Genomic DNA, 24,863 nt, shown 5'->3' with positions numbered 1-24,863 from the left:
ACGCGCTTCATACCACACAGTCACAATTACACTTATCAAATATCGCTTGCTTCCGGTAGCCAGTCTTCATCCAACACTAACTCTAAAGAATATGGGCACTCTTCTGGAAAAACGGATAAAAGTATCCCTGTTTGCTTGGTTGCTTGGCGACGTGCCCTTTGATAACTTTCCTCAAGTTGCTCTGTAGGATAGCTCTTAAGACTAGGACTATCTTCGATAGCTAACTCAATTTGGGTACGAGAATCAGTGATAGAATCCAGCCAACTATCTGAGCGACGCTGAGGTTGATATTGCCACTTGAGCAGATGCAAAAGTAAGCGAGTTAGTTGACTGGCAATAGCCCGCCGTTCACTTTTGCCCAAGCCTTCAACCTCTTCAATCAGATGTTCTACATCAACTTCATGCCAGCGATGCGATCGCAATAGTTTGGCTGTCTGCTCAATCCACAAATTAAAATCTGTTTTATAAGTTACGTTCATAACCATTATCGATCTTAGGCAAGCCAAAATATTCTCATTTTCCAATACGCTCAAGTTCCTCTCGCAATACTCGCCGTAATGTCTCTTCTAACGGTTCACGGCGCTGCTGAATGTACTCACGCAAGGCATCGTTAATCAAAGTTTGGTAATTTCCCCCACCTGCTGCGTGAACTTGGTCACGAAACCATGCTAGTACTTCGTCATCTAGGCGAATTGTAATTCTAGTTTTGCCTGTTGGTGTTGATTCAATCGCTCCCCGCTTACCCTGGCTAAAATCATACTCAGCTTCCATCACTTATCCCTCCTCATACTGCTTTTGTTCATAGCGCGTAGCTTGGCGGGCAGAAATCAATCGAATATCATCATTGCACCATGTATAAACAACTACTAAAACTCGATTGAAAGCATCTATCCCAATAGTGATAAATCTCTCTTCATCAAAACGTTCATCTGTGATGGTAATTGCTAAATCGTCAGAAAACACGGTTACTGCATCAGCAAAATCAACGCCATGTTTGCGAAGGCTGCTGCCTTATCCCTATCCCACTGATACGCCATCTAAATCTATTATATGCACATTTGTGCATACTACAAGATGAAGATTACTTAACTGGTGTAATTCTATGTGTTTTTTTCAAACCTTAAAAGTCTTCATCGTCAACAAAAAATTCCGCATCGTCTTCTAATCGAGAATTACGCTGTCCAATACCAGCAAGTCCCCACAGAGGTTGCAGCAGTGCCATGCCAATTAACCCTAAACAAGCACTAAAAGCTAACACTAAACCCAGTGGTATCTGAATCGATTGGAATGTTAAGAATTTTAACGATACGGGTGTGGCATTTTGAACTGAAATAACTGCGATCGCTATTACCCAAACTGCGACAACTAGAGATGTCAAAAAAGGAGCGATTTTCATACTTTGAGCAAAGTTAGGAGTGAGATAACTGTTAATAGGAGTTAAGAATTATTAATTTACAAATCTTAATTTTTCACTGCTAATTCTTATCCCTCTAATTTAGCAATAACACTCTCTAACTCTTGGGCAATTTGGGTGAGTTTTTCGGGAGTGTTGGTTTCTAGGTAGACGCGCACCAGTGGTTCTGTACCGGAAGGACGCAGTAAAACCCAGCTACCTTCTTCTAAATACAGCTTAATACCGTCTTTACGCCCGACTTCCTTGACTTTAATTCCTGCTACCTCTGGAGGTGGATTTTTAGTAAAGGAGTTGATGACGGCGATTTTGTGCGCCTCTGTGAGGTGCAAGTCTAGGCGGTTATTGTAAAGTGGCCCATCGGCTTCAGCGATCGCTTCTTTAACCAGCTGACTTAAAGGTTTGCCTTCATAAGCGATCGCTTCTGCCACCAGCATATCGGCTAAAATCCCGTCTTTTTCGGGAATATGCCCGATAATACTCAAACCGCCTGATTCTTCTCCACCAATTAATACGGCAGTTTCCCGCATTTTTTCACCGATGTATTTAAAACCAACTGCTGTTTCGTAAATTTGCAGCCCATTTTTAGCAGCGAAATTATCCAACAGGTGGGTTGTCGCTACAGTACGAACGATAGCGCCAGTTTTACCTTTGTTTTTAATTAAATGACGTGCTAGAACTAACAACACAGTATTCGGAGTGAGGACAGTTCCTTGTTCATCAACAATACCAAAGCGATCGCTATCTCCATCCGTCGCCAAGCCCAAATCAGCTTGATCGCGGACTACAGCTTCCACTAACTCAACTAATTGTTCTCCTTTGGGTTCTGGCATTCCACCGCCAAATAAAACATCCCTCCAATCGTGGAAACTTTCTAACTGAACACCACTATGCTGCAAAACTTCATCTAAATAGCCACGGGAGGTAGAATACAAAGCATCGTACTTTACCTTTAAATTAGCCCTTTTGATCTTTTCTATATCAAGTAGAGTGTAGATAAATTGCAGGTAATCAGGTTTCGGATCGAAAATTGAAATTGAACCTGATGGGTTACTTCCAGGTAACTCATCCGATGCACTTTCTATATTTGCCACAATAGTATCAGTAATCTCTGGAGTGGCAGGCCCAGCATAATCGGGTATATATTTAATTCCACAGTAAGGTGCTGGATTATGACTAGCAGTAAACATTAACGCCCCTGCGGAATTTAGATGACGGGCGTTGTAGGCAATTACTGGTGTGGGGCAATCCCGAACGGTAATTTTCACAGTCCAACCCAAGTCTGCCAGTACTTGGGCCGCAGTTTTGGCAAACTGGTCAGCTAAAAAGCGAGTATCGTAGGCAATAAGTACAGGTCTATTTTTTGTGTAGGCTGTTTCCAAGTAAGTGGCGATCGCCCTTGTTACTTTTCGCACGTTGGGGAAAGTAAAGTCATCGGCAATAATCCCTCGCCATCCATCGGTGCCAAATTTTATATTGCTGGACATTTTTGCCGCTTGCTCCCGTACATTATCAGTACTATAAAAGCTTCCCGCAAAGCTTGTGTAGCAGCAACTATCCTCCGAAGTTCTTTTCTAAGTAAGCCTTAGTTTAAACTTCGCCCCACCGTATTTTCTCTCACTGTTTCTGAGCAATGTCAACCCCCGATCGACCTTTTGCCAGTTATCACCTTTGGTCTCTAGTTGCCCCAGCGACCGGGCAAGAACGCTGGCATTGCCAGATGAGACGGGGGTTTATCAAAGCACGGCAACACGAACCACAAGTCAAAGCACTGCTAGCGCAAGCCACTGCACCCCAGCGCATTGGCATACTCGCCCAAAAAGGTGTTTATGAGTTTCATCATCATCTGCATCTGCTGAAGCAATCAGATGGTGTAGAAAGAGTTGCACAGCTACTTAAGTTAGGCAATTCAAGCGTTCAAGTCCAGCAACGCGTCCTGCAAATTTTGCAAAAATATCATGATGCGCCGTTGCTTTTGGATAAAGATATTATCCAATTAACTCCGGGTGATGAAGGCTTTCCTAAGCCAATAGTAGTTGAGCAAGAGGATTATTGCTTTCGGTTATATGCGGCTATGGACTGCGTTTTCATTGAATCTGATAGGACTTTACATATTTTAGATTTCAAAACAGGTAAGTCAGCTTTTGACAAACGACAGGCATTAGTTTATTTGCTCGCTGCTCGTTATCTTTACCCTGAACACGAAGCTGTCGCATCATTTTATAATTTAGAAATATGTAAAAAGTCTGAGTTAATTAGCATCAATAATAGTGAATTAGAATCTTTAAAATTTGAGTTAGCTAATATTGCCCATAAGCACCAGCACGATTTGCAAAAATATCAGGAAAAAACTACTAATTTTAGTAAAATTTTTCCTCCTAATCCTGGTTCTCACTGCCGCTTTTGTCCATTTAACTCAATCTGCGAATTTGCCGATTTTAAGCAACATCAGTCGTATCCACTGCCCAGTTTAAGAGTTAATATCAGAGGTTAGAAATTTGACGTTGTTGAATGAGGGGAATGCGAATGATAAACTCAGTACCAACTCCTGGTTGCGAAATGCATTCTAAAGAGCCGCCATGTCTTTCTGTGATAATTTGGTGACTAATAGCCAGCCCCATACCCGTACCTTGTCCAACGGGCTTGGTCGTAAAAAAGGGATTAAATAGTTGCTTTTTAGCATCTTCTGGTATTCCGAGTCCGTTGTCGGCAATGCCAATTGTGACTTGATTTGGTGTTAGTAATTTGGTGCGAATATAAATTCGAGGATTATCCGTTTTTAGTCGTTTTTTTGTTGTCCACCGAGATATAACCAATGAATCTTCTAAAGCATCGATCGCATTCACTAAAATATTCATAAATACTTGGTTTAACTGCCCAGCATAACATTCAACCAAGGGGAGATTGCCATATTCTTTGATCACCTCAATTTTCGGGCGCTGGTCAGTAGCCTTGAGGCGGCTTTGGATAATCATCATCGTACTATCAATTCCCTCATGGATATCAACCCGTTTCATTTCAGCTTCATCTAAGCGCGAGAAAGTCCGCAGGGAAAGCACAATCTCTCGAATCCGCTCTGCTCCCATCATCATCGATTGGAATAATTTGGGTAAGTCTGACCTTAAGAAGTCTAGTTCAATTAAATCTGCAAACTCCTGAATTGCCTTGACTGATTGGGGATAATGTCTTTGGTAGAGGTCTAACAGTGAAAATAAATTTTTGGTGTATTCATCAGCTGGGCTAATATTGCCGTAAATAAAGCTAACTGGGTTGTTGATTTCATGTGCCACACCTGCAACTAGTTGACCCAAACTGGACATTTTTTCGCTTTGGATTAACTGAGTTTGGGTATTTTGTAGTTTGGATAATGCTGTTTCTAGTTCTTGTGTTTGCTGTCGTAGGTCTGCTTCCGCTTGTTTAAGCACAGCATTACTATGGCGCAGGGCGGCTTCTACCTGCTTTTGCTCTGTTAAATCACGAATAATCCCAACTAAGAAACGATTACCTAAATCATCCTTAAACAAATATTTTTTGGTCAGGATACAGTGTGTTGCGCCATTGGAATCTGTAAATAATTCCTCGTTTTCATGAGTTATCCCTGTAGTGAAAACCAGTTCATCTTTTTCCCAAAACACATTAGCTTCCGCTTTGGAAAAAACATCATAGTCAGACTTACCAATTAATTCTTCTCGGCTATACCCGATGAAATTACAAAAGGCATCGTTAAGTAGTATCCACTGATGTTGGTCGTTTTTAAGAAAAATGGGGTCAGATATACCATTGATCATCCGCAGCAGAAAAGCCAGCGAGAAGTTTTGCTGCTGCGTATATTGTTTGTCAGAGAAGTCATTCAGAGATTTCCAATCATTCATGCCCTTAGTCTGAATCTAAAATGTTGTTTTCATGGTTGATGAATAGGAAAAACCACTAAATCAACATAGCCTAAAAAGCAGATAAAAACCTCAGCGATATGATCGCTGAGGCTCTAAAAGATTGGCTCAATAATCCTGAAAAACAGGAGCTAATTAAAAAGCTTGACATCCTCACCGCCGTTAATGCACGGTGATTCTGGAGTAATGAGTAATAAGTAATAAGTAATAAGTAATGAGTAAATACCCATTTTTCATCCACTCATTACTCATTACTCATTACTTTAAAGCCGTGCTGGATGGTTACTGAGCGTAGCCGAAGTAAACACGGGGTTTTAAACCCATTTTTCTGATAATTTGGGTAAATAAATCGAAGAAATTCAAAAGGGCGGCAATTCTTTAAGAATTGTGAAGCGAATATGATTTATCGCCAAATCACCGATGGGGATATCTTCTTTGGTTAGCCGCGCACCTTGACTTGTCACAGTTTCAAAAGTGATACCTTTGCCAATTTCAATGTGATACCAGCATAAGCCCATAAAAAAGCGCGTCGGATAAGGCCCACCTTCACTCACATCATCAGGATTTGATTCCATTGGCAACCAACCAAAATTCGGGACGTAGAACTCCAGCCAAACATGATTAAAGTCTGGTTGTAGTGGTACTCCTAGTAAGTCACTATGGGGAGGACATTTGTACCTACCTACGGTGCGGCAGGGGATGCCATTTAAACGGGCTAGGGCAAGCAATACGCCGACATATTCCCCACAGGAACCAACGCCCCGTTCTAAAACTATATCTGGCGTGTCGATGTAAGGTTTAATACCGTAAGATAACTGGTCGTATACGTAGTTGCGGATGCTGTGCATTTTTCGCAGTACATTTGTTTCAGAACCAATTGCTTCTCTGGCGGCACGGCGAACAATGGTAGTATCCATTGCTAAATCGTCGTCATCTACTAGGTAGCGTGTTTGTAATTCTGGAGATAGTTCAGGTATATCTTCAACATCTCTAGGCGTGATGCGATACTTAATTCCTCGAACTTCCACAAGTGCTTTCCAGCCAAATATATGCCGTTCACCTGGGGCAAGAGAATCAAATTTAAAGACTGCTACACGTTGCCCTTCTATTACTTCTTCTGTAAAGGGTATACCAATTGCTTCAACGTGTTTCACCTTTTGACGCTCAGTTTCCGATGGTAGGGCAATGCGCCATTCGACATCAGGTAAATACACCTCGTCTAAGGGTGCAATTTCCTCAGCATAAGACATTTCAATGAGATAGCCATTAGAGAGGGCGTAGCGCTTATCTGGCTGGTAATGATAATGCAGGGGATGAATAAAAGTGCGATCGCGGAATGTTAGCTCATGACTTGGATCGGCATTGGGGTTATCCCGGATATAAGGCTCCTCGGAGGCGTAGGCAACGTAAATACTTTCTTTACCTGTTTCGGCATTTTTATGTATCGCTATGCCTGTAGGACATTCAAACGGTGTCAGGACACTAAATTGCAGTTCTCCTGTTGCCCTGTCCATTGCGTACACTGATTGTTCGGTGCGATCGCAAATCCATAGCATTTCTTGGTTAACGGCTAAATTCTCTATCCCAACTCCAGGGGCATAAAATCTGGTAATTTCTTTTCGTGTTTCGCGGTCATAAACCAAAATGTAGCCCAGCCGTTGGCAGCTGACATAGACTGTTGTTTCCCAAACAGCAACGCCGTCAGCCGGATAAGGCAATGTCACAAAATGTTCCAGACCCAAAGCATTGAGCTTGCACAAGTAAACACTATTTTCGCGGCTCACCCACAGGGAATCTTCCCATACCGCTATACCAGTGACATCGGTAAATTCTTTAACTTGATGGGGATTGAGAATTTTGCTGTTGTCAGAGGTGGGATCAATCTCCAGTAGATGCCCTTTAATACTGTCAATGGCAATGAGTCTATCTTTAATGAAAGTAATGCCACACAGGGTAGCAGCAGTAAGCGGTCGAATTGTTTTTTGCCCAAACATCTGGCTAACGGTCAAAGTGGGGAGTGCAAAACTCATATTAAGCATATTTATTGAATGGTTTAGCACGCCTGGGTAATTCAAAATTCAAAATTCAGCTGGAAAAGTTTGCTAGATTGGTAAACCCTAATGGCACTCCAGTTTACTTGAGCGGCGAAATACGCAAGGGACTGGCTCAACTTTCCGCAAAATTAAAAATGAAGAAATGCAATCGTGCCATACATCCTGGCTATTGACTACGGGATGAAATGAAAGGAATGGCAGCCTAAAATTAATTGTGACATATCCTCTGTAACAAAGCTTCAAAGCTCTATTACTCATAATTATCGGTAAAATGTGTTCCGATCAACTCTTTCGTGAGAAATAATACTATGTCAAAATGGGGGGATTTACAAATGTTAAGAATTACATATACATTTATCAAGCAAGACAGGAGAAAAAATATCCTCACTCTTGAACTGCTGTCACCAGAGCAAGCTTGGGTTTAAAACCCCATTAACGATAGTTCAATGACTTCAATGACTTAAATTCATCCGGGGTCAAATCCCCAACTGAAAAGTTCCTTCCGTCTCCTTCACATATCTAGGCGATCGCCTTAATGTAACTTTAGAAGATGGAATTCCTGCCATCACTAAATTATGATCGAATTTTGTAACCATTTGCTGTGACCTACACGATGTCTGCTAATTCTCTGCCTGAAGGTGCCGCCGTTTGGCATAGTTTAGAAGTTGATAAAGCGCTAGAACTGCTCGATAGTAATGCAGACAGTGGCTTAACACCTCAAGAAATTCAACAGAGGTTGCAAAAATACGGCCCCAACGAACTTGAAGAAACTGCTGGCCGTAGTGCTTGGGAAATTCTGCTAGATCAGTTCAAGAACATTATGTTGTTGATGCTGATTGGCGTAGCTCTGATTTCTGGGTTTTTAGACCTGATGGCTTTGCGGGCGGGCGATTTGAAGCCCGGTGAAGTGCCATTTAAAGATACGATCGCTATCTTAGCAATTGTGATTCTCAATGGCATACTCGGCTATGTCCAAGAAAGCCGTGCCGAAAAAGCCTTGGCAGCCCTGAAAAAAATGACTTCTCCCTTAGTACGGGTCATCCGCAACACCAGACTGGTGGAGATAGCAGCCAAGGAACTAGTTCCAGGGGATGTAATGCTGCTGGAAGCTGGAATGCAGATAGCTGCGGATGGACGTTTAATAGAACAGTCTAATTTACAAGTGCGTGAGTCGGCATTGACTGGTGAAGCCGAAGCGGTGAATAAACAGGCATCACTAAAATTGCCGGAGGACACATCATTAGGCGATCGCCTTAATGTCGTGTATCAAGGAACCGAAGTAGTCCAAGGACGCGGTAAGGTTCTGGTGACTAACACCGGCATGACAACAGAATTAGGCAAAATTGCTACGATGTTGCAGGCGGTGGAAAGTGAACCTACGCCGTTACAGCAACGTATGACTCAACTGGGTAATGTCCTGGTTACGGGTTCTTTAATTCTCGTGGCGATCGTCGTTGTTGGTGGTGTCATCAAGGACGGAGGTTTTAAAAACATCCAAGAACTTTTGGAAGTTTCCTTGAGTATGGCGGTTGCTGTAGTACCAGAAGGTTTACCAGCTGTAATTACCGTTACATTGGCACTGGGAACCCAGCGAATGGTGCGCCAAAATGCCTTGATTCGCAAACTACCAGCAGTAGAAACATTAGGTTCTGTAACCACCATCTGTTCTGATAAAACCGGCACCCTGACTCAAAATAAAATGGTGGTGCAATCGGTTTATACCAATGACAAAGCTTTTCGCGTCACCGGCGAAGGTTATGCTCCCACAGGGGACTTTCAGTTAAATGGTCAAAAAGTTTCCTTAGAGGAGTCTCCAGAAATTTCCGCGTTATCAGTCGCCTGCGCTGTTTGCAATGATTCAGTGTTGCAAAAAGAACAAGGTGAATGGGCAATTTTAGGAGATCCAACAGAGGGCGCATTAGTCACCCTGGCGGGAAAAGCCGGAATCGAAAAAGACCAGTGGAACAGTAAGTTGCCTCGCGTTGCCGAGTTTCCCTTTTCTTCGGAACGGAAGCGGATGAGCGTGATTTCTCAGGTGCAGGGAGTTGCCACAGGTGAAGCGTCTTCGAGAGGCATTGACCCTGCGATCGCCGGTTTTCTCCAATCTGAACCTTACTTAATGTTTACCAAAGGTTCTCCAGAGTTAACCTTGGCACGTTCCACTCAGATTCATTTGGGCAATCACTCAGCCCCCTTAACCGAAGAACAACGCCAGAAAATTTTGGCAGAAAATGACCTGATGGCAAGTAAAGGTTTGCGGGTACTAGGTTTTGCCTACAAATCTCTCGCGGAAATTCCACCGGACGGTTCAAGCGAGGCATCTGAGCAAGAATTAGTGTGGCTGGGATTGGTAGGAATGCTGGATGCGCCACGCCCAGAGGTGAGGGCAGCAGTCCAAGAATGTCGAGATGCAGGTATTCGCCCAGTGATGATTACTGGCGACCACCAATTAACAGCACGAGCGATCGCTACCGATTTAGGAATTGCCCAAGAAGGCGATCGCGTTCTCACCGGTCAAGAATTGCAACGGATGAGTGATGAGGAATTAGAGCAAAACGTTGACCTAGTAAGCATTTATGCTAGGGTTTCCCCAGAACACAAACTGCGAATTGTCCAAGCGTTGCAACGTCGGGGACGGTTTGTAGCGATGACGGGCGATGGTGTTAACGATGCCCCAGCCCTCAAACAAGCCGATATTGGTATTGCAATGGGCATTACTGGCACTGATGTCAGTAAGGAAGCCAGCGATATGGTGTTACTTGATGACAACTTCGCCACCATTGTTAGCGCCACCAAGGAAGGTAGAGTTGTTTACACCAATATTCGCCGCTTTATTAAATACATCTTGGGCAGTAACATTGGCGAAGTTCTGACCATTGCAGCCGCACCCTTAATTGGTTTGGGAGGCGTTCCCCTTACCCCCTTACAAATTCTCTGGATGAACTTGGTGACAGACGGTTTACCAGCCTTGGCATTAGCTGTGGAACCTCCAGAACCGGATGTGATGCAACGTCCGCCTTTTAGTCCCCGCGAAAGTATTTTCGCTAGGGGATTGGGTTCTTACATGATTCGCATTGGGATTATTTTTGCCATTATCACCATTGCCTTGATGTGGTGGGCTTATCAACATACCCATGCTGCTGGGTATCAAGGCGATCCCGAAACTTGGAAAACAATGGTATTTACGACCTTGTGTATTGCCCAAATGGGTCATGCGATCGCCATTCGCTCCAATAACCGACTGACTATCGAGATGAATCCCTTCTCCAATATTTTTGTACTAGCGGCTGTTGTCGTCACCACGATTTTGCAGTTGATGCTAATTTACGTCCCACCCCTGCGAGATTTCTTTGGTACTCACTACCTCAATATGCAAGAGTTGGGCGTTTGTATTGGCTTCAGTGCTTTAATGTTTGTCTGGATTGAAGCGGAGAAGATATTTCTGCGGATTATGGGCAAGAAGGCTGTGTAAATTGGGCATGGGGAATTGGGAATGGGAAATGGGGAATGGGGCATTGGTTATTCTCTTCTACCCCTCTAATCTTTTACTTCTTATTTTTCTCCATCCTTCCTAATGCTCAATTCCCAATTCCCAATTCCCAATTCCCAATCCCTGCTATGTACCTGAAAACTCTAAACCTCCGACAATTTCGCAATTATCAAGACCAAAAGGTTGAATTTACTGCTGCCAAAACAATTTTGGTAGGTAATAACGCTCAGGGAAAATCGAATTTGTTGGAGGCGGTGGAGTTGCTGGCGACATTGCGATCACACCGCATGACCCGCGATCGCGATTTGGTTCAGGAAGGGGAAGCTATAGCCCAAATTAATGCCACTCTTGAGCGACAAACAGGCGTTAGTGAACTGACTTTAACCCTCCGGCGCAATGGTCGCCGGAGCGTTGCTCTCAATGGTGAGTCTATCCGCCGTCAAATGGATTTTCTTGGCGTTCTCAATGCAGTGCAGTTTTCCAGCCTGGATTTAGACCTAGTACGCGGCGGCCCGGAGGGTCGCCGCAACTGGTTGGATACACTCTTAATTCAACTCGAACCAGTTTATGCTCACATTTTGCAGCAGTATAATCATGTATTACGCCAGCGCAATGCCTTTTTAAAACGCCATGTAGAGACTTTGGATGCAACGTCTCTACACTCAGAACTAGCTGTATGGGATGCACAGTTAGCGACCACAGGAACCAGAGTAATTAGACGACGCGATCGCGCCATAGAAAGATTAGCTCCTATTGCTAGTGCTTGGCACGCCAGTATTAGCGGCAGTACAGAAATTCTGCAAATCAATTACGTGCCTAATATTCCTTCAGAGGATAACCAGCCAGAAGAAGTACAGCAAGCTTTTTTAGCAAAAATCCAGCAGCGAGCCGTTGCTGAAATGCACCAAGGTACTACTCTTGTCGGCCCCCATCGAGACGAAATAGAATTAACTATTAACCAGACACCCGCTCGTCAATACGGTTCTCAAGGTCAACAACGAACGCTGGTTCTAGCTTTAAAATTAGCCGAATTACAATTAATTGAAGAAGTCGTCAAAGAGCCACCATTGCTATTACTTGATGATGTTCTTGCCGAACTAGATTTATCCCGCCAAAATCAATTGCTTGATGCTATTCAAGACCGCTTTCAAACCCTAATTACTACCACTCACTTGGGTTCTTTTGATTCCCAGTGGTTAAAGTCCTCCCAAATTCTTTTTGTGAAAGCAGGAGAAATAATCCCAAATTTTTGACATCCTCACCGCCGTGAACGCACGGTGATTCTGGAGTAAGGAGTAATAAGTAATAAGTAATGAGTAAATACCCATTTTTCATTCACTCATTACTTATTACTCCTTACTCACTACTCATTTATTGATGTTTTTCTAACCTTTTAAAAACGTTGAGAATCAGAAAAGTCAGCAGAGTACCAATCAATCCTAACTGCCACAAACCACAACCGGCTGCAATTCCCAATGCAGCCGAAACCCAAATAGCTGCTGCTGATGTGAGTCCGTGAATTTCAAGTTGCTGTGATTCTTGAGAAGATTGGCGCACAATTTCTCCAGCACCGAGAAATCCTACACCGGCTGCAATTCCTTGAATGACGCGGCTAAGTGCATCAGGACTATTTTGCAGCCCTTCTGTTTGCATAATTATCAAGGTAAACACAGCTGAACCTAGACTCACCAGCATGTGAGTTCTTAAACCGGCTGGTTTGCGGCTAATTTGGCGTTCTAAGCCGATAATCGCTCCTATAAATAATGCAAAGCATAATCTGAAGCTGATATTTAGCCAATCATTAGTTGCAATGTAGTAAGTGTTTGGCAATGTTTAGTCTGGTGTAAATAATTTTATATAAGCTAAGTGGGCGTAAATAATTGTCGTTGGGATCAGGCAATAGGCAATCTTGCTACAGTCAATAGGTATAAGGGTTTTAGCCTAGTTCATTTTTCTTTACATAGTTTGATTCTATTGCGCCAACTTATTTACATAGTACAGCAAGGGGAAATCCAGTTACCATCTCAATTAACAAGACTTGGGAAAAAATACCTTTGTTAAAGGTTGGCAAATTTCCGCCGTGTTGTACTAGGTTAATTATTAATATTTTTACCAAATAGTGCAAAAATATTTTACTCTTTATATTGGTGGAGTTTAATTCAACGGGTGTAATTGAAAGTTTATATCATCTAGTCATCTGCTTTGTTTTTTGAACTTAATCTTGGCTTAAGAGGATGTTTGAAAAGTCCTCTTCTCGGTAGTGAAAAGTTTTAGATCCCCCTAAATCCCCCTTAAAAAGGGGGACTTTGATTCCGGTTCCACCCTTTTTAAGGGGGGTTAGGGGGGATCAATAAGTACCTAAAATCACAGCCAACCACTTTTCAAACATCCTCTAATAGGCAATAAGGGTTTTGTAAAAAATCAAATACAAGTACTACGTTTAGATTATTTCAATTCAGTGATACTTTTTTAGATGTAAATTAACATCTTCCATTCTTAAGATTATTTTCCAATTAAGATATTTTGTTATCAAAACCAAACAAAGTTTCCGTTATTAAATTATGACAGCGATCGCAATCTGGGTAAACGACATGAATTTTAGCTTGATTAAATAGTTATCTCAACTATTTTAAATGAATTAACTATAAAATTTTACCTTAAATTGCTAGATTTAACCCATACACTAAATAATTAAATGTGATACTGACATCTACAACTCTGGCTACAAATAGACAACTAACAAATTGAGTGGACAAACTCTACTGGCTAGACCAAATTAAATTACAAGACCGCGCCAAAGTAGGTGACAAAGCATTTTACTTGAGCAGAATCATGCAGCGTGGCTATCCGGTGGTGCCTGGTTTTGTCGTTTCGGCAGAAATTTTGCGGCAATTTCTTGAAAATCTCAATAGTTCAGAGTCATTAGTAGCTGACTTACCCCATTCTTCGTTACATCTAGATGTTGCTAATTGGCGGCAACTTCAGCAGGTAGCTGGTCGCTTGCGCCAAGAAATTCTCACTGCGACTGTGCCGCAGCAGTGGGTGAGTACAATTTTCCAAGCAGCTAAGGAATGGCAAACTAGCTGTCTGATTCTTCGACCTACCTTATCAATATCAAATGCTACTCCAGGTATAAAGAATATATCTGGTTTGCTGGAGTCGGTGTTTTGCCAGTGCGAACCTGAAGCGATCGCTTGGGCATTAAAGCGCACTTGGAGTCAGATATTTCGTGCCAGAAGTCTCCTATATTGGCAACGAGCAGGAATTAATCTGCAACAAATAAATCTAGCAGTCTTGGTGCAACCTGTTGAGAATGCGATCGCCAGTGGTTTGCTCAAAGCCAACTCCTCTGGGTGGGAAATTGAAGCTACTTGGGGATTAGGAGTTGCGATCGCTCTTGGTGAAGTCCAGCCAGATATCTACTACATTCAACAGGCAACTGGAGTTGTGCTTGAGCAACATTTGGGCAATAAAATGCTGGCTTATGGCGTGAATGATGCAGCGCCTGAAGCTTTTTCGCAACCCATACCTAACTCAGTGCTAACACCAGATCATCTTTCTCTAAGTACCTACGTACTTCCAGAAGCCCAACAAGAACAGTACGCTTTACAAGAAGAATATTTACAACAAATAATTGCTCTAGGAACTCAACTAGTAAGTGAACTAGGTAAAACTTTTACCATTAAATGGACTATTGCTCAACAAACCACATCTAACAAGCTCTACATCACACAAGCTAGTTCTCCCCAATCTGTAATTCCCCACGGACAATTCATTAGGGGACTAGGAGCAGCAGGGGGACGTGTTGTGGCCAATGCCTTAGTAATTCCTCATTCACAACAGAAACCCGAACAACTACCCAAGGGTGTGATTTTAGTAGTACCAACAATTACTCCTGATTGGCTACCATTACTACACCAAGTTGCTGGTATTATCACAGAACAAGGTGGATTAACCAGCCATGCCGCAATTCTTGCTAGAGAATTAAGGATCACAGCAGTAGTAAACGCAACATCTGCCACAACCTTAATCCAAACGGGCGAACGACTACTGCTTGATGGCGACAGAGGAGAAGTTTATCGCATCAAAGGAGACTCAAAGGAGGAGATAGAGAAAGAGAGAGAAGAAAAACTTCTTTCCCTACATCACCCCAACCCAAAAGCGCCCTATCCTACTTTCACTTCTCATCTACCCATGATTGCTACCCAACTACTGGTTAACTTGAGTCAGTCCAGTTTAATAGAACAAGTGCAAAGCTTCCCTGTGGATGGCGTGGGATTATTGCGCTCAGAATTGATGGTATTAAATATATTGGACGGACAACATCCCAATAGTTGGATTTTAGGCGGTCGTCAGGCAGAATTATTAGAGTTATGGTCTGAGCAGATTATGCAATTTGCTCGTGCTTTTGCACCAAGACCAGTTTTTTATCGTTCCTTAGATTGGCGATCGCAGGATTTACCATCATTGAGTGATAATTTAGAATCTTCACCCCAGTCGATGTTGGGTGAACGCGGCACTTTCAGCTATTTACGAAATCCCGTAGTGTTTGAGTTAGAACTGCAAGCTTTGGCAAGGGTACAGCAGGCTGGTTACAGCAATGTCAACCTACTATTACCTTTTGTGCGGACTGTAGAAGAATTTGTCTTTTGCCGTCGCAAAGTTGAGCAAGCTCTTTTAACCGAGGTGTCGCAGTTTCAATTGTGGATGATGGCGGAAGTGCCAAGCGTACTATTTTTGCTGCCGGAATATGTGAAAGCAGGCGCAGCCGGAATTTCCATTGGTACAAACGACCTAACCCAATTATTGCTCGGAGTGGATCGAGAACAAGGACAGCTAGCAAAAGTATTTAATGAACGTCATCCCGCAGTTATGGGTGCGATCGCTCAACTGATCCAAATGGCTAAAAGTGCCGGTATACCTTGTTCAATCTGCGGTCAAGCACCAGCCCTTTATCCAGAAATCATCGATAAATTAGTGGAATGGGGTATAACTTCCATTTCTGTTGAACCGGAAGCAGTGGAGCGAACATATCAGGCGATCGCTCGTGCTGAACAACGCCTAATTTTAGCAGCAGCACGACGAAAGCTTCAGTAGTTAGAAGTTATAAATTAATTGCTCACTGCTAATTTATTTGATGTAACCTGTTTCGCGCAAAAACTTACGTAAATCGGCGAAGAATTTAGTACGGTCGCTTTTTTTATAAGCTTGTTGTACCCGTTGCCAACCATCCTGTCCTTGATTCAGCAAATATTTATCCGCCAAATAAGCTGCTAAAAAGCCCTTACCATCATCACCTTCTTGCCGTGCCTGGGTATAAGTTTGCCATAGCTCTGAGGCATGATTGGAGATTAATTTGGGATAACGACGAGTCACATCAACCATTTTCCCTTGACGATAATGCCAAATTTGCAGGGGGTAGGCAGAAGCAGCATAAGCTGTAAAAGCATAGGCAAAGCGATCATCTCGACTATCAAACTCTGGCAGTCCATCTTTGTCTAAATCTTTAAGTTGATAACCACCATTGCCCCATTCATGACGAATCTTAAGATACTTTTGAGATTTGTTGTCGTAGCGGTAAATCAATGAATAAGTACAACAGTGCGCTCCACCTGTAAAGAAATCGGCAATTATTTCTGGTTCTTTGTTACCGTCCAAGTCTTGCACTGGTAAGTTATTTTCTTGCCCAGATATATTCCCCACAGGTCTGTCATATTCATTTTCTTATGGCAGCTTTTGATCCAAAATAGTTTTACCCGCTCGGATAATTTTCAGGCGCACATTTTTATACTGATATTCCTCTGGCTTCTCATAAGATATTTCTGCCCGCACATTGCCCGATTGCCCAATTATTGTTTCTGCTGTTGCAGCCTGGGTAAATACAGCCGTTGTACTGAAAAGAGCTAAACCGATTAGAGATTGCGTGATCGAGGAGCGAATTGTCATGATCGTTGGTGTTGTATATAGCACATTCACCTTTATACAACACCGTCAAAATGTTTGTTCAATATCGATAAATTGCTACAACAGGTGTGCTATATGGAATCTGTTCAAAGGGGACAGCGTAAACCCTGCCACCATTTAATAAGGTATGAGCAGCGACAAAATCCAACAAATCTTCATCACCACTTTCTTTTTCTGGGTGCAAATAAACCGTTTCTGAGGTTGGATCGAATAAACCCCACTGTTGTTGACCAACTGCAACTAATAATGAATCCACTCGTTGGTAATAAGCTGCTGAGACAATTTCTTTCAGGTTGTTAGATGCTTTACCAGTATCACCACCAAACAATTCGTGAAATTGCTCTAAAAACTCTTCTTGAGACTTCTGGAAATCAGCCTCGACAATCGGCCAAGCTTCATTATGCAACTCTTGGGCACTGAGAATTTCTGGATTACCAGTAATAGCTTCATCCATCAAATGCTGGTAAGTATTTGCCTGTCTATATAAAGGCAAGAGATACTCAACCCCAGCCAGTACCAAAGGCGCTTTTTGCAATTTCACTTTCTCATGTAATGCGCGATCGATAATCTGAAAGAATTGTAGTATGTATTCTTGTTGTTTATCTCTGTCAGGACTTCCCTGACCGTGAAATGTGCCTGACTGTGAAAAAGGATTAGTGGTTCCTCCTTTTGATGGTGCGAGGTGGAACTCACCTTCTTGGGCAGTCTCGTCTATTTGCAGAGCTTCATCTCGACTTTTAGGGAGATTTTCTACTTCCACCTCTTTGACGCTGTAGCGTGTTCCTTCAAAGAATCTGACATCTTTTTGGCTCAACGCCAGCATATAAAAGCGACCATTGCCATTTAAAATTGGCAGCAGTGGTTTGATGTGAAATCGGTCTGTAACCACGACCAACTCTTGAAAATCAATTGGCAGGGGATAATAGCGAAAAATATTTTCAGAAATAAAAATCGCTAACCCTGGTTCTCCCTTTTGCTCCCAAAATTCTTGGGTATCAATTTCATGGGATTTTTCCAATAATGCGATCGCATCTTTTTCTTCCAAACCCGCATCAACTAAACGAGCCTCCGCTTCCTTGACCAAATTTTTAAAGCGAATTGGGTTTTGTCGCACTTCTGGCCCGGCTGGGTGCGTTGGCATATAAATTGAAACACAATTCCCTTTTGGCTGTTCTATTAATGTCTTTATTTCTTCTCTAGAAATTAACTCCATAAGATACCCCTCCTATAAACGGATCAAAAACATCAGATCAGACCATCGATATTCAACGATCTGATAGGACGCTATTCTCAGATGGTGGTGGTCAAAGTTCGACCGTTTGCTTCTGAGTTTATTTCACCTTAAGGAGGGTTTAATTGCATCTTTCTTTTGATAGGCAATATTCATCAATGGAATTACTAATGAAAACCCCAAATTTAAAATCTGAAATTGCTAGGAACATCAAATGTTTGGCGTGTTAGAGTTAGTGCTTTCTGACTTGATACCGATTCTACTACCTGGCTTGCTAAGACCTAAAGTTACTCGTTTCATAATCCAGTACAAACCTGCAAGTACCACAAAGGTGATAGCAATAATTACCAAGGGTTGTTTTCCCAAAATTTCTTCTACCCCTTTAGTAAGTAAGGCATCGGGTTGAGTAATAAAATCCCAACTGTTGAAACGTAAAAATCGCCCCCAATAAACACCAACAGCGCAGAGAAAATGTGTAATTAACTCAACGCGCCAAATCCATTGACTCTTACCGATGCGATGTAGGTAGTAACCCCAATTAATTAACGATATTACGTAAGCTTCAAATCCACCGAGAATTACTAGTAAATACAGAGGTATGAGTATTAAAGTAATCATCCACACAGATTGGATTGTGCGGATATCATCTATCAAGTGGATTACATCGGTCAACAAATACGGTGCATTTGGTAAGAAAGCATAGAAAACTAAGAATCCTAGCCACCAAAGCCAAGTGCCACCGCGCCTCATGCGAAATAGCCACACACTCAAAGCCAAAGGTATAAAAGCCAGAAATAAATTCCAAGTCATCCAACTCATATTAATTTGCAATACTTGTATAATTCTGGCTATCAATTCTTCTTTCATAGGTGCTAACTCAGAAGATGTTTGATTGTTTTAGATTGACTCTGTAATGTTAGTGTTAATAACCTCAGTGATTGACTGATGAAATTTTTTACCCCCAAGGAAATTTATTTACTCTAAGACCAGACAAGGCTTTTGTGTCGCTTAAAAGGAAATGCACACTTAATACTATGTCTGAAATTTCTAGTTTTTATGTGTTTCATACTGGGGGATGAAATTTATCAATCAATCAGCTTAAATCACTAGTATAGCCAGAAAATCATCAGGGTAAAATCTACCACTGAGACAAAGCCTGAGCAACTAAAACGCCACGAATAACTTCTAGTGGACTTTTTTAATTGCAATGTTGCCCCTGTCCTGGGTATAGTATTTATTCCATTTTGTCTTGCTAGAGTTCCAGAAGCACCTTAAAACTTTTGCCGAGACTACATCCCTAAACTCTGGGCTATGCTGTACATACAAGTCTTCTAGAGTCGTTTCACAGACTTTTGATCCGCTTAAAAAAAGAGGTGGTTTCATACGAAGAAAGAAAAATACATAAGTCTAGATTTTTCATTTTGTGGCACGGCTTTTCCCCCTCTCCAAACCTCTCTCCGCTTCGGGGAGAGGCTTTGAAACACCGTTTTAGTTTTTCTCTACTTGTATAAAACCACCCTAAAAAAAGGCTACGGTGTACACACAAGTCTTTAAAAGTTGCCCCACAAGCTTTTGATCCCCCCAACCCCCCTTAAAAAAGCAGGGCTGATTCATCCCCTAAAACCTGTAAAATAGCAAGTGTTTAGGGGATAAAAATTATGGGTGCGAATCTAATCGAACAGTTAAAGCAAGTGGAAGACTTTAGGACAAAAGATGGTCGAAGACATCCACTTTGGTTGGTTTTATTGTTTGTAATAATGGGCACTATGAATGGATATGTGGGATATCGTGGGTGGGGAGATTTTGTGAATAGGCATAGTCGGGTATTAATAAAGAAATTTGGTATCCAAAAACATGGAGTTCCATCTTATTCAACTATCCGACGTGTAGTGATGGGAGTAGAGTTTGATAAGCTGGCGGAAAAATTCAATGATTGGGCTAAAAGTTATGTTGAAATAGAAGAATTAGAATGGTGTGCTATGGATGGGAAAAGTATTAAGGGGACGGTGAAAGACTACAATTCATCTCAGCAAAATTTTGTCAGCATAGTATCAGTATTTGCTTGTAAAAGAGGGCTGGTCGTCGGGATGAAAAAATTTGAAAACCATGATAAAAGCGAAATCCAGGTTGTACAAGATTTAATTACAGCAATGGATCTACAAGGTGTGGTTTTCAGCTTTGATTCCTTACATTGCCAAAAAAAACTTGTGAGATGATTATAAAAAGTTGTAACGATTACGTCATTGCAGTTAAAAATAATCAGCCAAAACTACATAGCCATATTCAACGCATTGCTGCTCTGAGAAAACCAACAAGTCGTATAGTTGAGACAGAGAAAATTAGAGATAGATTGACAACACGTACTGTAGAAGTATTCCATGAGATCAAGGGAATTGATCCAAAATGGATAGGGATAAACTCTTTAATTAGAGTGGAAAGAGTTGGAACAAGAAAAGGCAAAAAATATCACGAAATTGTCTGTTATATTAGCAGTCTGCTCGGTACAGCTAAAGAATTTGCTATCGGTATTCGCGGTCATTGGGGTATCGAAAATCGCCTCCACTGGGTGAAAGATGTTGTTTTCAAAGAAGATAGTTCCACAATCCGTATGGGTAATGCTCCGGCAAATCTTTCCATTACCAGAGCAATCGCACTCAACATCATTCGCCGCAATAGTTATGCTTCTATAACAATTGCTCACAGATTTCTATCTCATGATATTGACAAACTCCTTGCCCTTGTGGAATGAATCAGCCCTGCCTTAAAAAAGGGGGCAAAAACCTCTCAAATTCCTCCAATTTATCGGAGGATTTAGGAGGAGCTACAACATTTTGGTTTTGTAGAGAGATGTGTACACCGTAGCTAAAAAAAAGGGGACAAAAGAAGCTCTCAAATCACTAACGTACTAGTACTCGACTACGGGGGCCGATCGCTTGTTTGGGTGAAGCGGGTATTGTGCAGCTATTGGTAGAATCCTGTGAACAAGCAGCTTGAACAAGGGTTGCAGGGTTAACCATTACTTGATTACCCTCTAAGGAATTACCGTTACTGAATTCCATATTAGGTGTAGTAGAAAGGGATGGAGAATTACTCCTTGTAGCTGTCGGGGAAGCGATCGCACTTCCATTATCAACTACTGGTGTAACAGTGAATTCATTTCCACCATCAACTATTGGTGTAACAGTGAATTCACTTCCACTATCAACTATTGGTGTAACAGTGAATTCACTTCCACCATCAACTATCGTTGGCAGAGTAGATGTACTACCACCGCTAATTACTGGCGGGGGAGTAGGTGTACTATCACCACTAACTACGGGTGCTGGAGTAGGCGTATTACCACCAACGGGTGTAGGAGTTATGAGGGTTGCATTTGCAGGTACTTTGATTGTTATTCTCGCTAGGGGGGAGTTAGTCATTTCCAAAGATGTCACCTTTGGCGAACCTGGGATATCGGACTTGAAATCAAAGACAGTGGGGGTTGCACCACCATTGCGATCGCTATATCGGACTCCATATCCACTCACTTCAAAGGTTCCCTGATATTGATTTCCGGTTTTTGGATCGATGACAGTACCAGTGTATAAGGCTTTTGTGAGATTAAATTCATCCTGAACTACTCCTTGAAATGTGGTTCCTGCTAATCTTCCCTGGTATTTATAGGGTGTTAACTCACCGCCAGAGAGAATCGGCGAATTCAGAACGCCATTAAAGGAGACAATCGGAATGCCTTTAAAGTCAACAAAGTAATGCAAACTACCATCAGAGCGTGTTTGTACCTTCACATAGTCTGACTTGTATACAGGAACGTAATTAGGATTGTTCTTAGTACCTAAATTCCGTGAGTAAGTCCCCGCGTCATCTGTATCAACACGAGTCGTACTGCCATTGAAATTAGGATTAATGCTGGGAAGCTGGATAGTACCTGATAATGTACCAGTGCTTTGAATTGTGATTTGAGCAAAAGCACTTGTTCCAGATGAGGCAATGATGACTGCGGCTAAACTGCTGCTGCTAACAACTGCACAACCCAATTTAGTTAATGAATCTAATTTCATGAAAAATTTGCTCCTTTAATCACATATAAAAAAATACGCGCAGCTTTTCGTGCCTTCTATTGGGCGATACAAGCATTTCATACTGAAATGATCAGTATGAAAATAGCGATCTTTATTACATTTTCATCAGTATAAAGTTAAAACCGGAAAGTTGCCCTTAATGCTGCAACGACTAAAGTATCGTTAGCAGCATTGTGATCGGGATTGAAAATAACGAATAAGCCTGGAGTCAGGGCGATATTGTCGCTCAACTGGGCGCGGTAAAAAAGTTCTACGTGAATTGATGTGTCACTACGTCCACCTGCTGTTCCCCCATCAGAAAACTTAGGAAAATTGAAGCCATCGGGTAAAGTACTCGAAGTAATTTTGGGCGGTTGTCCGACGAGAACGCCCCCTAAATTTCCAGGACGCAGCAAATTGGGAAAGGCCGCGAACACCATCCAGTTTGTAGTTTCTACACTTCCAGGAAGGTTGAATGGTTTGGAAGAAGTAAAGCCACCCCAACCGCCCAATTGCAAGTTAGGGTTGATTCGCCAAGCGACCGTCGCGCCAATGGCTTGGGTATCAAAAGCTGTTGCATCTGCAAAAGGCGAAATCAGTTGAGAATCGCCGATACCAGTTCCCAGTAAGCCATCTGGGGAGTGAGAATAAAGATAATGTACGCCGATATCGATATTATTGGTGGGTGCTAAACTTAACTGAGTGCCAGCAGTAAATCTACCGCCGAATAGTCCGCCCTGGTTGATGTTGCTTGGAAAACTGGCTATTTCTGCACTATAAACGCCTTGTAAACTGATGCGATCGCTAATTTGCCAATCAAAGCCTATACCGCCAGTGCCGTTGCCAATACTTAAAATCGGGTTACGCTGACCAAATAGAGAAATTGCACCGTCGCTAGAACCTTCTAAAGGACTAATACCTCGAAAGGTGTTAATGGGGTTGACTCCCGCCGTACCTACGACAATTCCCAAGTTATCCGAGACGACAAATCGATAAGATAAGTCACTAACAACTAGATTGTTGTCTGTATTTGACTCGAAACCCAACCGCCCCATATTGGTAGATAGCAACGCTGCATTAGAACCTAAATTACCAGCAGATAGCCCTGTTAACAGCAAATCTCGCCCTGTAAATGAAGTTGCTAAGGTTAGTTGGGTGCTACTTGTAAAAGTCAGATTGGTTTTTCCCTGACGTTCAGGGACTCCATCTCTAGGAAACAAATCCACATCGGGGCTATTGGTTCCCTGGACGCTAAAAACGGCTTGACCAAATAATCTGGTAGTTGTGGAAAACTGATTGGCTTGTAATTCAGTAGTCCGGTTTTCTACAGCCTCAACACGCTGCTGTAATTGCTGCAACTCTGCTTTAAATTCGCTTTGCAACCTTTGCAGCAGGATTAAATCTTCACTATTAACAGTATTAATTTTATTATTAGCGTAGGCGTAGCCCGACGCAGGCATCGCTTCGTTAATCCTCTCTAAACAAGCGTTTAAACCAGCCGCAAATTCATAACGGCTGATAGTGCGGTTTCCCAGATAATTCCCATCGTGGTATCCCGCAATGCAGCCATAGCGTTCTACTAGAGATTGCAAAGCATCAAAAGCCCAGTCGGAAGGTTGCACGTCTTTAAGTTGTGACACCGATGTGACTTGAGACATTTGGTTGTCTGAGTCAGGAGGCTGAGGAGATAGAGAGAATTCTTCTGTGTTTTCCTGGTTCTGTGCAACTTCTGTTACAGCTTGAGTGTTTTTTAACTTAGGTAAATCAGGGGAATTTATAAATTGAATTTTTTCTCTGCTTTTTTTAAGTATATTTTCGTACTTATGCTTTATAGCTGATGAAGTAGTTATATCTGGCTGCACAAATTCAGGTGGTGTAATTTCAGCAGGCGAAACAACTTGAGATAAATTTTCTTGTGTTGACTGCTGCACCAGATTATCTGGCGTGATTACAGGCTGTTCTGGTAAATTAAGGGCAGAGATTGGCCCTGTTGCTAGCACACCCGCCATCAGTAGACTAATATCACTCATGGTATTTCATTTGACTTGCACCAATATTTCTTTTGACAGACAAAGTTGGTGTATATCAGGAAAATTTATGAAAAAAGAGTGATAAAAATTACTATAGCTGGGGTGGGCAGGGGAGCAGGGGGACAAGGGGACAAGAGGTGAGAACTTGAAACAAGTCTTTCTCCTTGTCCCCAATTCTCCTTGTCCCCAAGTCCTCTTCCCAATTCCCCAGATAAATTATTCTGGCTGGCTACAATACTTATTCATCTGATTGACTAACGTATCTGACTGCTTACCAAGAGTTGTAGCTGTTGTCAGTGCTGAGTCAATTTCGGCTCTAGCCTTTTGGATTTTTTCTCTACCCGATTCTGAAGCTTCTGCTGTCTTGGTTGCACCAAGCGCTCTACCGGCTTTGGCGATCGCTTGACTAAGATTCTGAAAAATATTGACAAAACCGCTTTGATATTCTTTTAGCTTGGGATCTTTTAAATTCAGTTCCTTAATCGATTTAGTCACAAATTCTAAATCTTTAGATAGTTGTATGCTGGTGATGACTTGCGTTCCTTTATTGTTATCAATCAGAGAAGTTCCGGCATTTACAACTCGAATCAGTCGTTGGCACTGAGAAACTTTATTTTCGCTGCAACTGGTAACGAACAAAGCGATGCTCAGGCTAACAGGAGCAATAACAGTATATTTATGTAAAACAGACATTAACACCCCAACAGCAATAAAACCCAAAATATAGTATCTAAT

General features: G+C 42.1%; 21 protein-coding genes. 6 read left to right on the top strand and 15 right to left on the bottom strand.

All coding sequences use genetic code 11. From position 1 onward, the window contains the following. Positions 1-35 precede the first annotated feature (35 nt). The 5 genes from GJB62_RS09050 to GJB62_RS09030 form a co-directional block, all read right to left on the bottom strand. Positions 36-479, bottom strand: coding sequence for a DUF29 domain-containing protein (locus GJB62_RS09050; RefSeq protein ID WP_114084398.1), 444 nt, complete (start codon positions 477-479; stop codon positions 36-38). A gap of 34 nt (positions 480-513) precedes the next feature. Continuing rightward, entirely contained in the window at positions 514-771 is a 258-nt protein-coding gene (locus GJB62_RS09045) for a BrnA antitoxin family protein (protein ID WP_100901828.1), read from the bottom strand. A gap of 3 nt (positions 772-774) precedes the next feature. Then, positions 775-963, bottom strand: coding sequence for a BrnT family toxin (locus GJB62_RS09040; RefSeq protein ID WP_245246124.1), 189 nt, complete (start codon positions 961-963; stop codon positions 775-777). A 157-nt stretch (positions 964-1,120) separates the two neighbouring features. After that, positions 1,121-1,396 (bottom strand): LapA family protein, encoded by a 276-nt coding sequence (locus GJB62_RS09035; RefSeq protein ID WP_114084375.1) that lies wholly within the window; start codon positions 1,394-1,396, stop codon positions 1,121-1,123. Positions 1,397-1,482: 86 nt separating this feature from the next. Beyond that, a complete protein-coding gene (locus tag GJB62_RS09030) occupies positions 1,483-2,898 on the bottom strand; it encodes a phosphoglucomutase/phosphomannomutase family protein (protein ID WP_114084376.1) in 1,416 nt (471 codons plus the stop codon). 146 nt (positions 2,899-3,044) lie between these two features. Here GJB62_RS09030 and GJB62_RS09025 point away from each other — a divergent pair, with 146 nt between their 5' ends. Then, the gene (locus tag GJB62_RS09025) at positions 3,045-3,905 is read left to right on the top strand and encodes a PD-(D/E)XK nuclease family protein (protein ID WP_114084377.1); all 861 of its coding nucleotides are present in this window, start codon (positions 3,045-3,047) and stop codon (positions 3,903-3,905) included. Here the strand turns inward: GJB62_RS09025 and GJB62_RS09020 are convergent. Further along, positions 3,895-5,283, bottom strand: coding sequence for an ATP-binding protein (locus tag GJB62_RS09020; protein ID WP_114084378.1), 1,389 nt, complete (start codon positions 5,281-5,283; stop codon positions 3,895-3,897). The genes GJB62_RS09025 and GJB62_RS09020 overlap by 11 nt on opposite strands. Positions 5,284-5,660: 377 nt before the next feature. Continuing rightward, positions 5,661-7,331, bottom strand: a complete 1,671-nt coding sequence (locus GJB62_RS09015; protein ID WP_114084379.1) for a transglutaminase family protein — start codon at positions 7,329-7,331, stop codon at positions 5,661-5,663. Between the two features lie 637 nt (positions 7,332-7,968). Between GJB62_RS09015 and GJB62_RS09010 the strand changes: the two genes are divergently transcribed. Both GJB62_RS09010 and recF read left to right on the top strand, forming a co-directional pair. Then, positions 7,969-10,827, top strand: coding sequence for a cation-translocating P-type ATPase (locus tag GJB62_RS09010; RefSeq protein WP_114084381.1), 2,859 nt, complete (start codon positions 7,969-7,971; stop codon positions 10,825-10,827). Positions 10,828-10,973: 146 nt separating this feature from the next. Further along, positions 10,974-12,098, top strand: a complete 1,125-nt coding sequence (recF, locus tag GJB62_RS09005) for a DNA replication/repair protein RecF (RefSeq protein WP_114084399.1) — start codon at positions 10,974-10,976, stop codon at positions 12,096-12,098. A 118-nt stretch (positions 12,099-12,216) separates the two neighbouring features. Here the strand turns inward: recF and GJB62_RS09000 are convergent, their stop codons facing one another. After that, positions 12,217-12,675, bottom strand: a complete 459-nt coding sequence (locus GJB62_RS09000) for an MgtC/SapB family protein (RefSeq protein WP_114084382.1) — start codon at positions 12,673-12,675, stop codon at positions 12,217-12,219. A 918-nt stretch (positions 12,676-13,593) separates the two neighbouring features. Here GJB62_RS09000 and GJB62_RS08995 point away from each other — a divergent pair. Continuing rightward, positions 13,594-15,942 carry a putative PEP-binding protein gene (locus GJB62_RS08995; protein ID WP_114084383.1) on the top strand — a complete coding sequence of 783 codons (2,349 nt, stop codon included), beginning with the start codon at positions 13,594-13,596 and terminating at the stop codon, positions 15,940-15,942. A 33-nt stretch (positions 15,943-15,975) separates the two neighbouring features. Here the strand turns inward: GJB62_RS08995 and GJB62_RS08990 are convergent, their stop codons facing one another. The 4 genes from GJB62_RS08990 to GJB62_RS08980 form a co-directional block, all read right to left on the bottom strand. Beyond that, positions 15,976-16,548: a hypothetical protein gene (locus GJB62_RS08990; RefSeq protein ID WP_245246123.1), complete on the bottom strand. Its 573-nt coding sequence runs from the start codon at positions 16,546-16,548 to the stop codon at positions 15,976-15,978. A gap of 21 nt (positions 16,549-16,569) precedes the next feature. After that, on the bottom strand, positions 16,570-16,791 hold the full coding sequence (locus GJB62_RS37405) for a hypothetical protein (RefSeq protein ID WP_245246122.1): 222 nt from the start codon (positions 16,789-16,791) through the stop codon (positions 16,570-16,572). A gap of 58 nt (positions 16,792-16,849) precedes the next feature. Then, a complete protein-coding gene (locus tag GJB62_RS08985) occupies positions 16,850-18,022 on the bottom strand; it encodes a hypothetical protein (protein ID WP_114084384.1) in 1,173 nt (390 codons plus the stop codon). A 228-nt stretch (positions 18,023-18,250) separates the two neighbouring features. Further along, on the bottom strand, positions 18,251-18,907 hold the full coding sequence (locus tag GJB62_RS08980) for a DUF1361 domain-containing protein (protein WP_114084385.1): 657 nt from the start codon (positions 18,905-18,907) through the stop codon (positions 18,251-18,253). Between the two features lie 791 nt (positions 18,908-19,698). On the opposite strand from GJB62_RS08980, the gene GJB62_RS08975 reads away from it, so the two are divergent. Both GJB62_RS08975 and GJB62_RS08970 read left to right on the top strand, forming a co-directional pair. Then, positions 19,699-20,256, top strand: coding sequence for an ISAs1 family transposase (locus GJB62_RS08975; RefSeq protein WP_114081705.1), 558 nt, complete (start codon positions 19,699-19,701; stop codon positions 20,254-20,256). Next, on the top strand, positions 20,253-20,789 hold the full coding sequence (locus tag GJB62_RS08970) for an ISAs1 family transposase (protein WP_159402451.1): 537 nt from the start codon (positions 20,253-20,255) through the stop codon (positions 20,787-20,789). Before GJB62_RS08975 ends, GJB62_RS08970 begins: the two co-directional genes overlap by 4 nt. A 148-nt stretch (positions 20,790-20,937) precedes the next feature. Here GJB62_RS08970 and GJB62_RS08965 read toward each other — a convergent pair whose 3' ends face one another. The 3 genes from GJB62_RS08965 to GJB62_RS08955 form a co-directional block, all read right to left on the bottom strand. Further along, positions 20,938-22,098: a hypothetical protein gene (locus GJB62_RS08965; protein WP_114085391.1), complete on the bottom strand. Its 1,161-nt coding sequence runs from the start codon at positions 22,096-22,098 to the stop codon at positions 20,938-20,940. Positions 22,099-22,235: 137 nt separating this feature from the next. After that, a complete protein-coding gene (locus tag GJB62_RS08960; RefSeq protein WP_114085390.1) occupies positions 22,236-24,128 on the bottom strand; it encodes an iron uptake porin in 1,893 nt (630 codons plus the stop codon). 216 nt (positions 24,129-24,344) lie between these two features. Next, positions 24,345-24,821, bottom strand: coding sequence for a hypothetical protein (locus GJB62_RS08955; protein WP_114085389.1), 477 nt, complete (start codon positions 24,819-24,821; stop codon positions 24,345-24,347). Positions 24,822-24,863 lie beyond the last annotated feature (42 nt).

It is taken from the genome of Nostoc sp. ATCC 53789, from assembly GCF_009873495.1.
GTDB lineage: Bacteria > Cyanobacteriota > Cyanobacteriia > Cyanobacteriales > Nostocaceae > Nostoc > Nostoc muscorum_A.
This window is presented reverse-complemented; position numbering and strand designations above follow the sequence as displayed.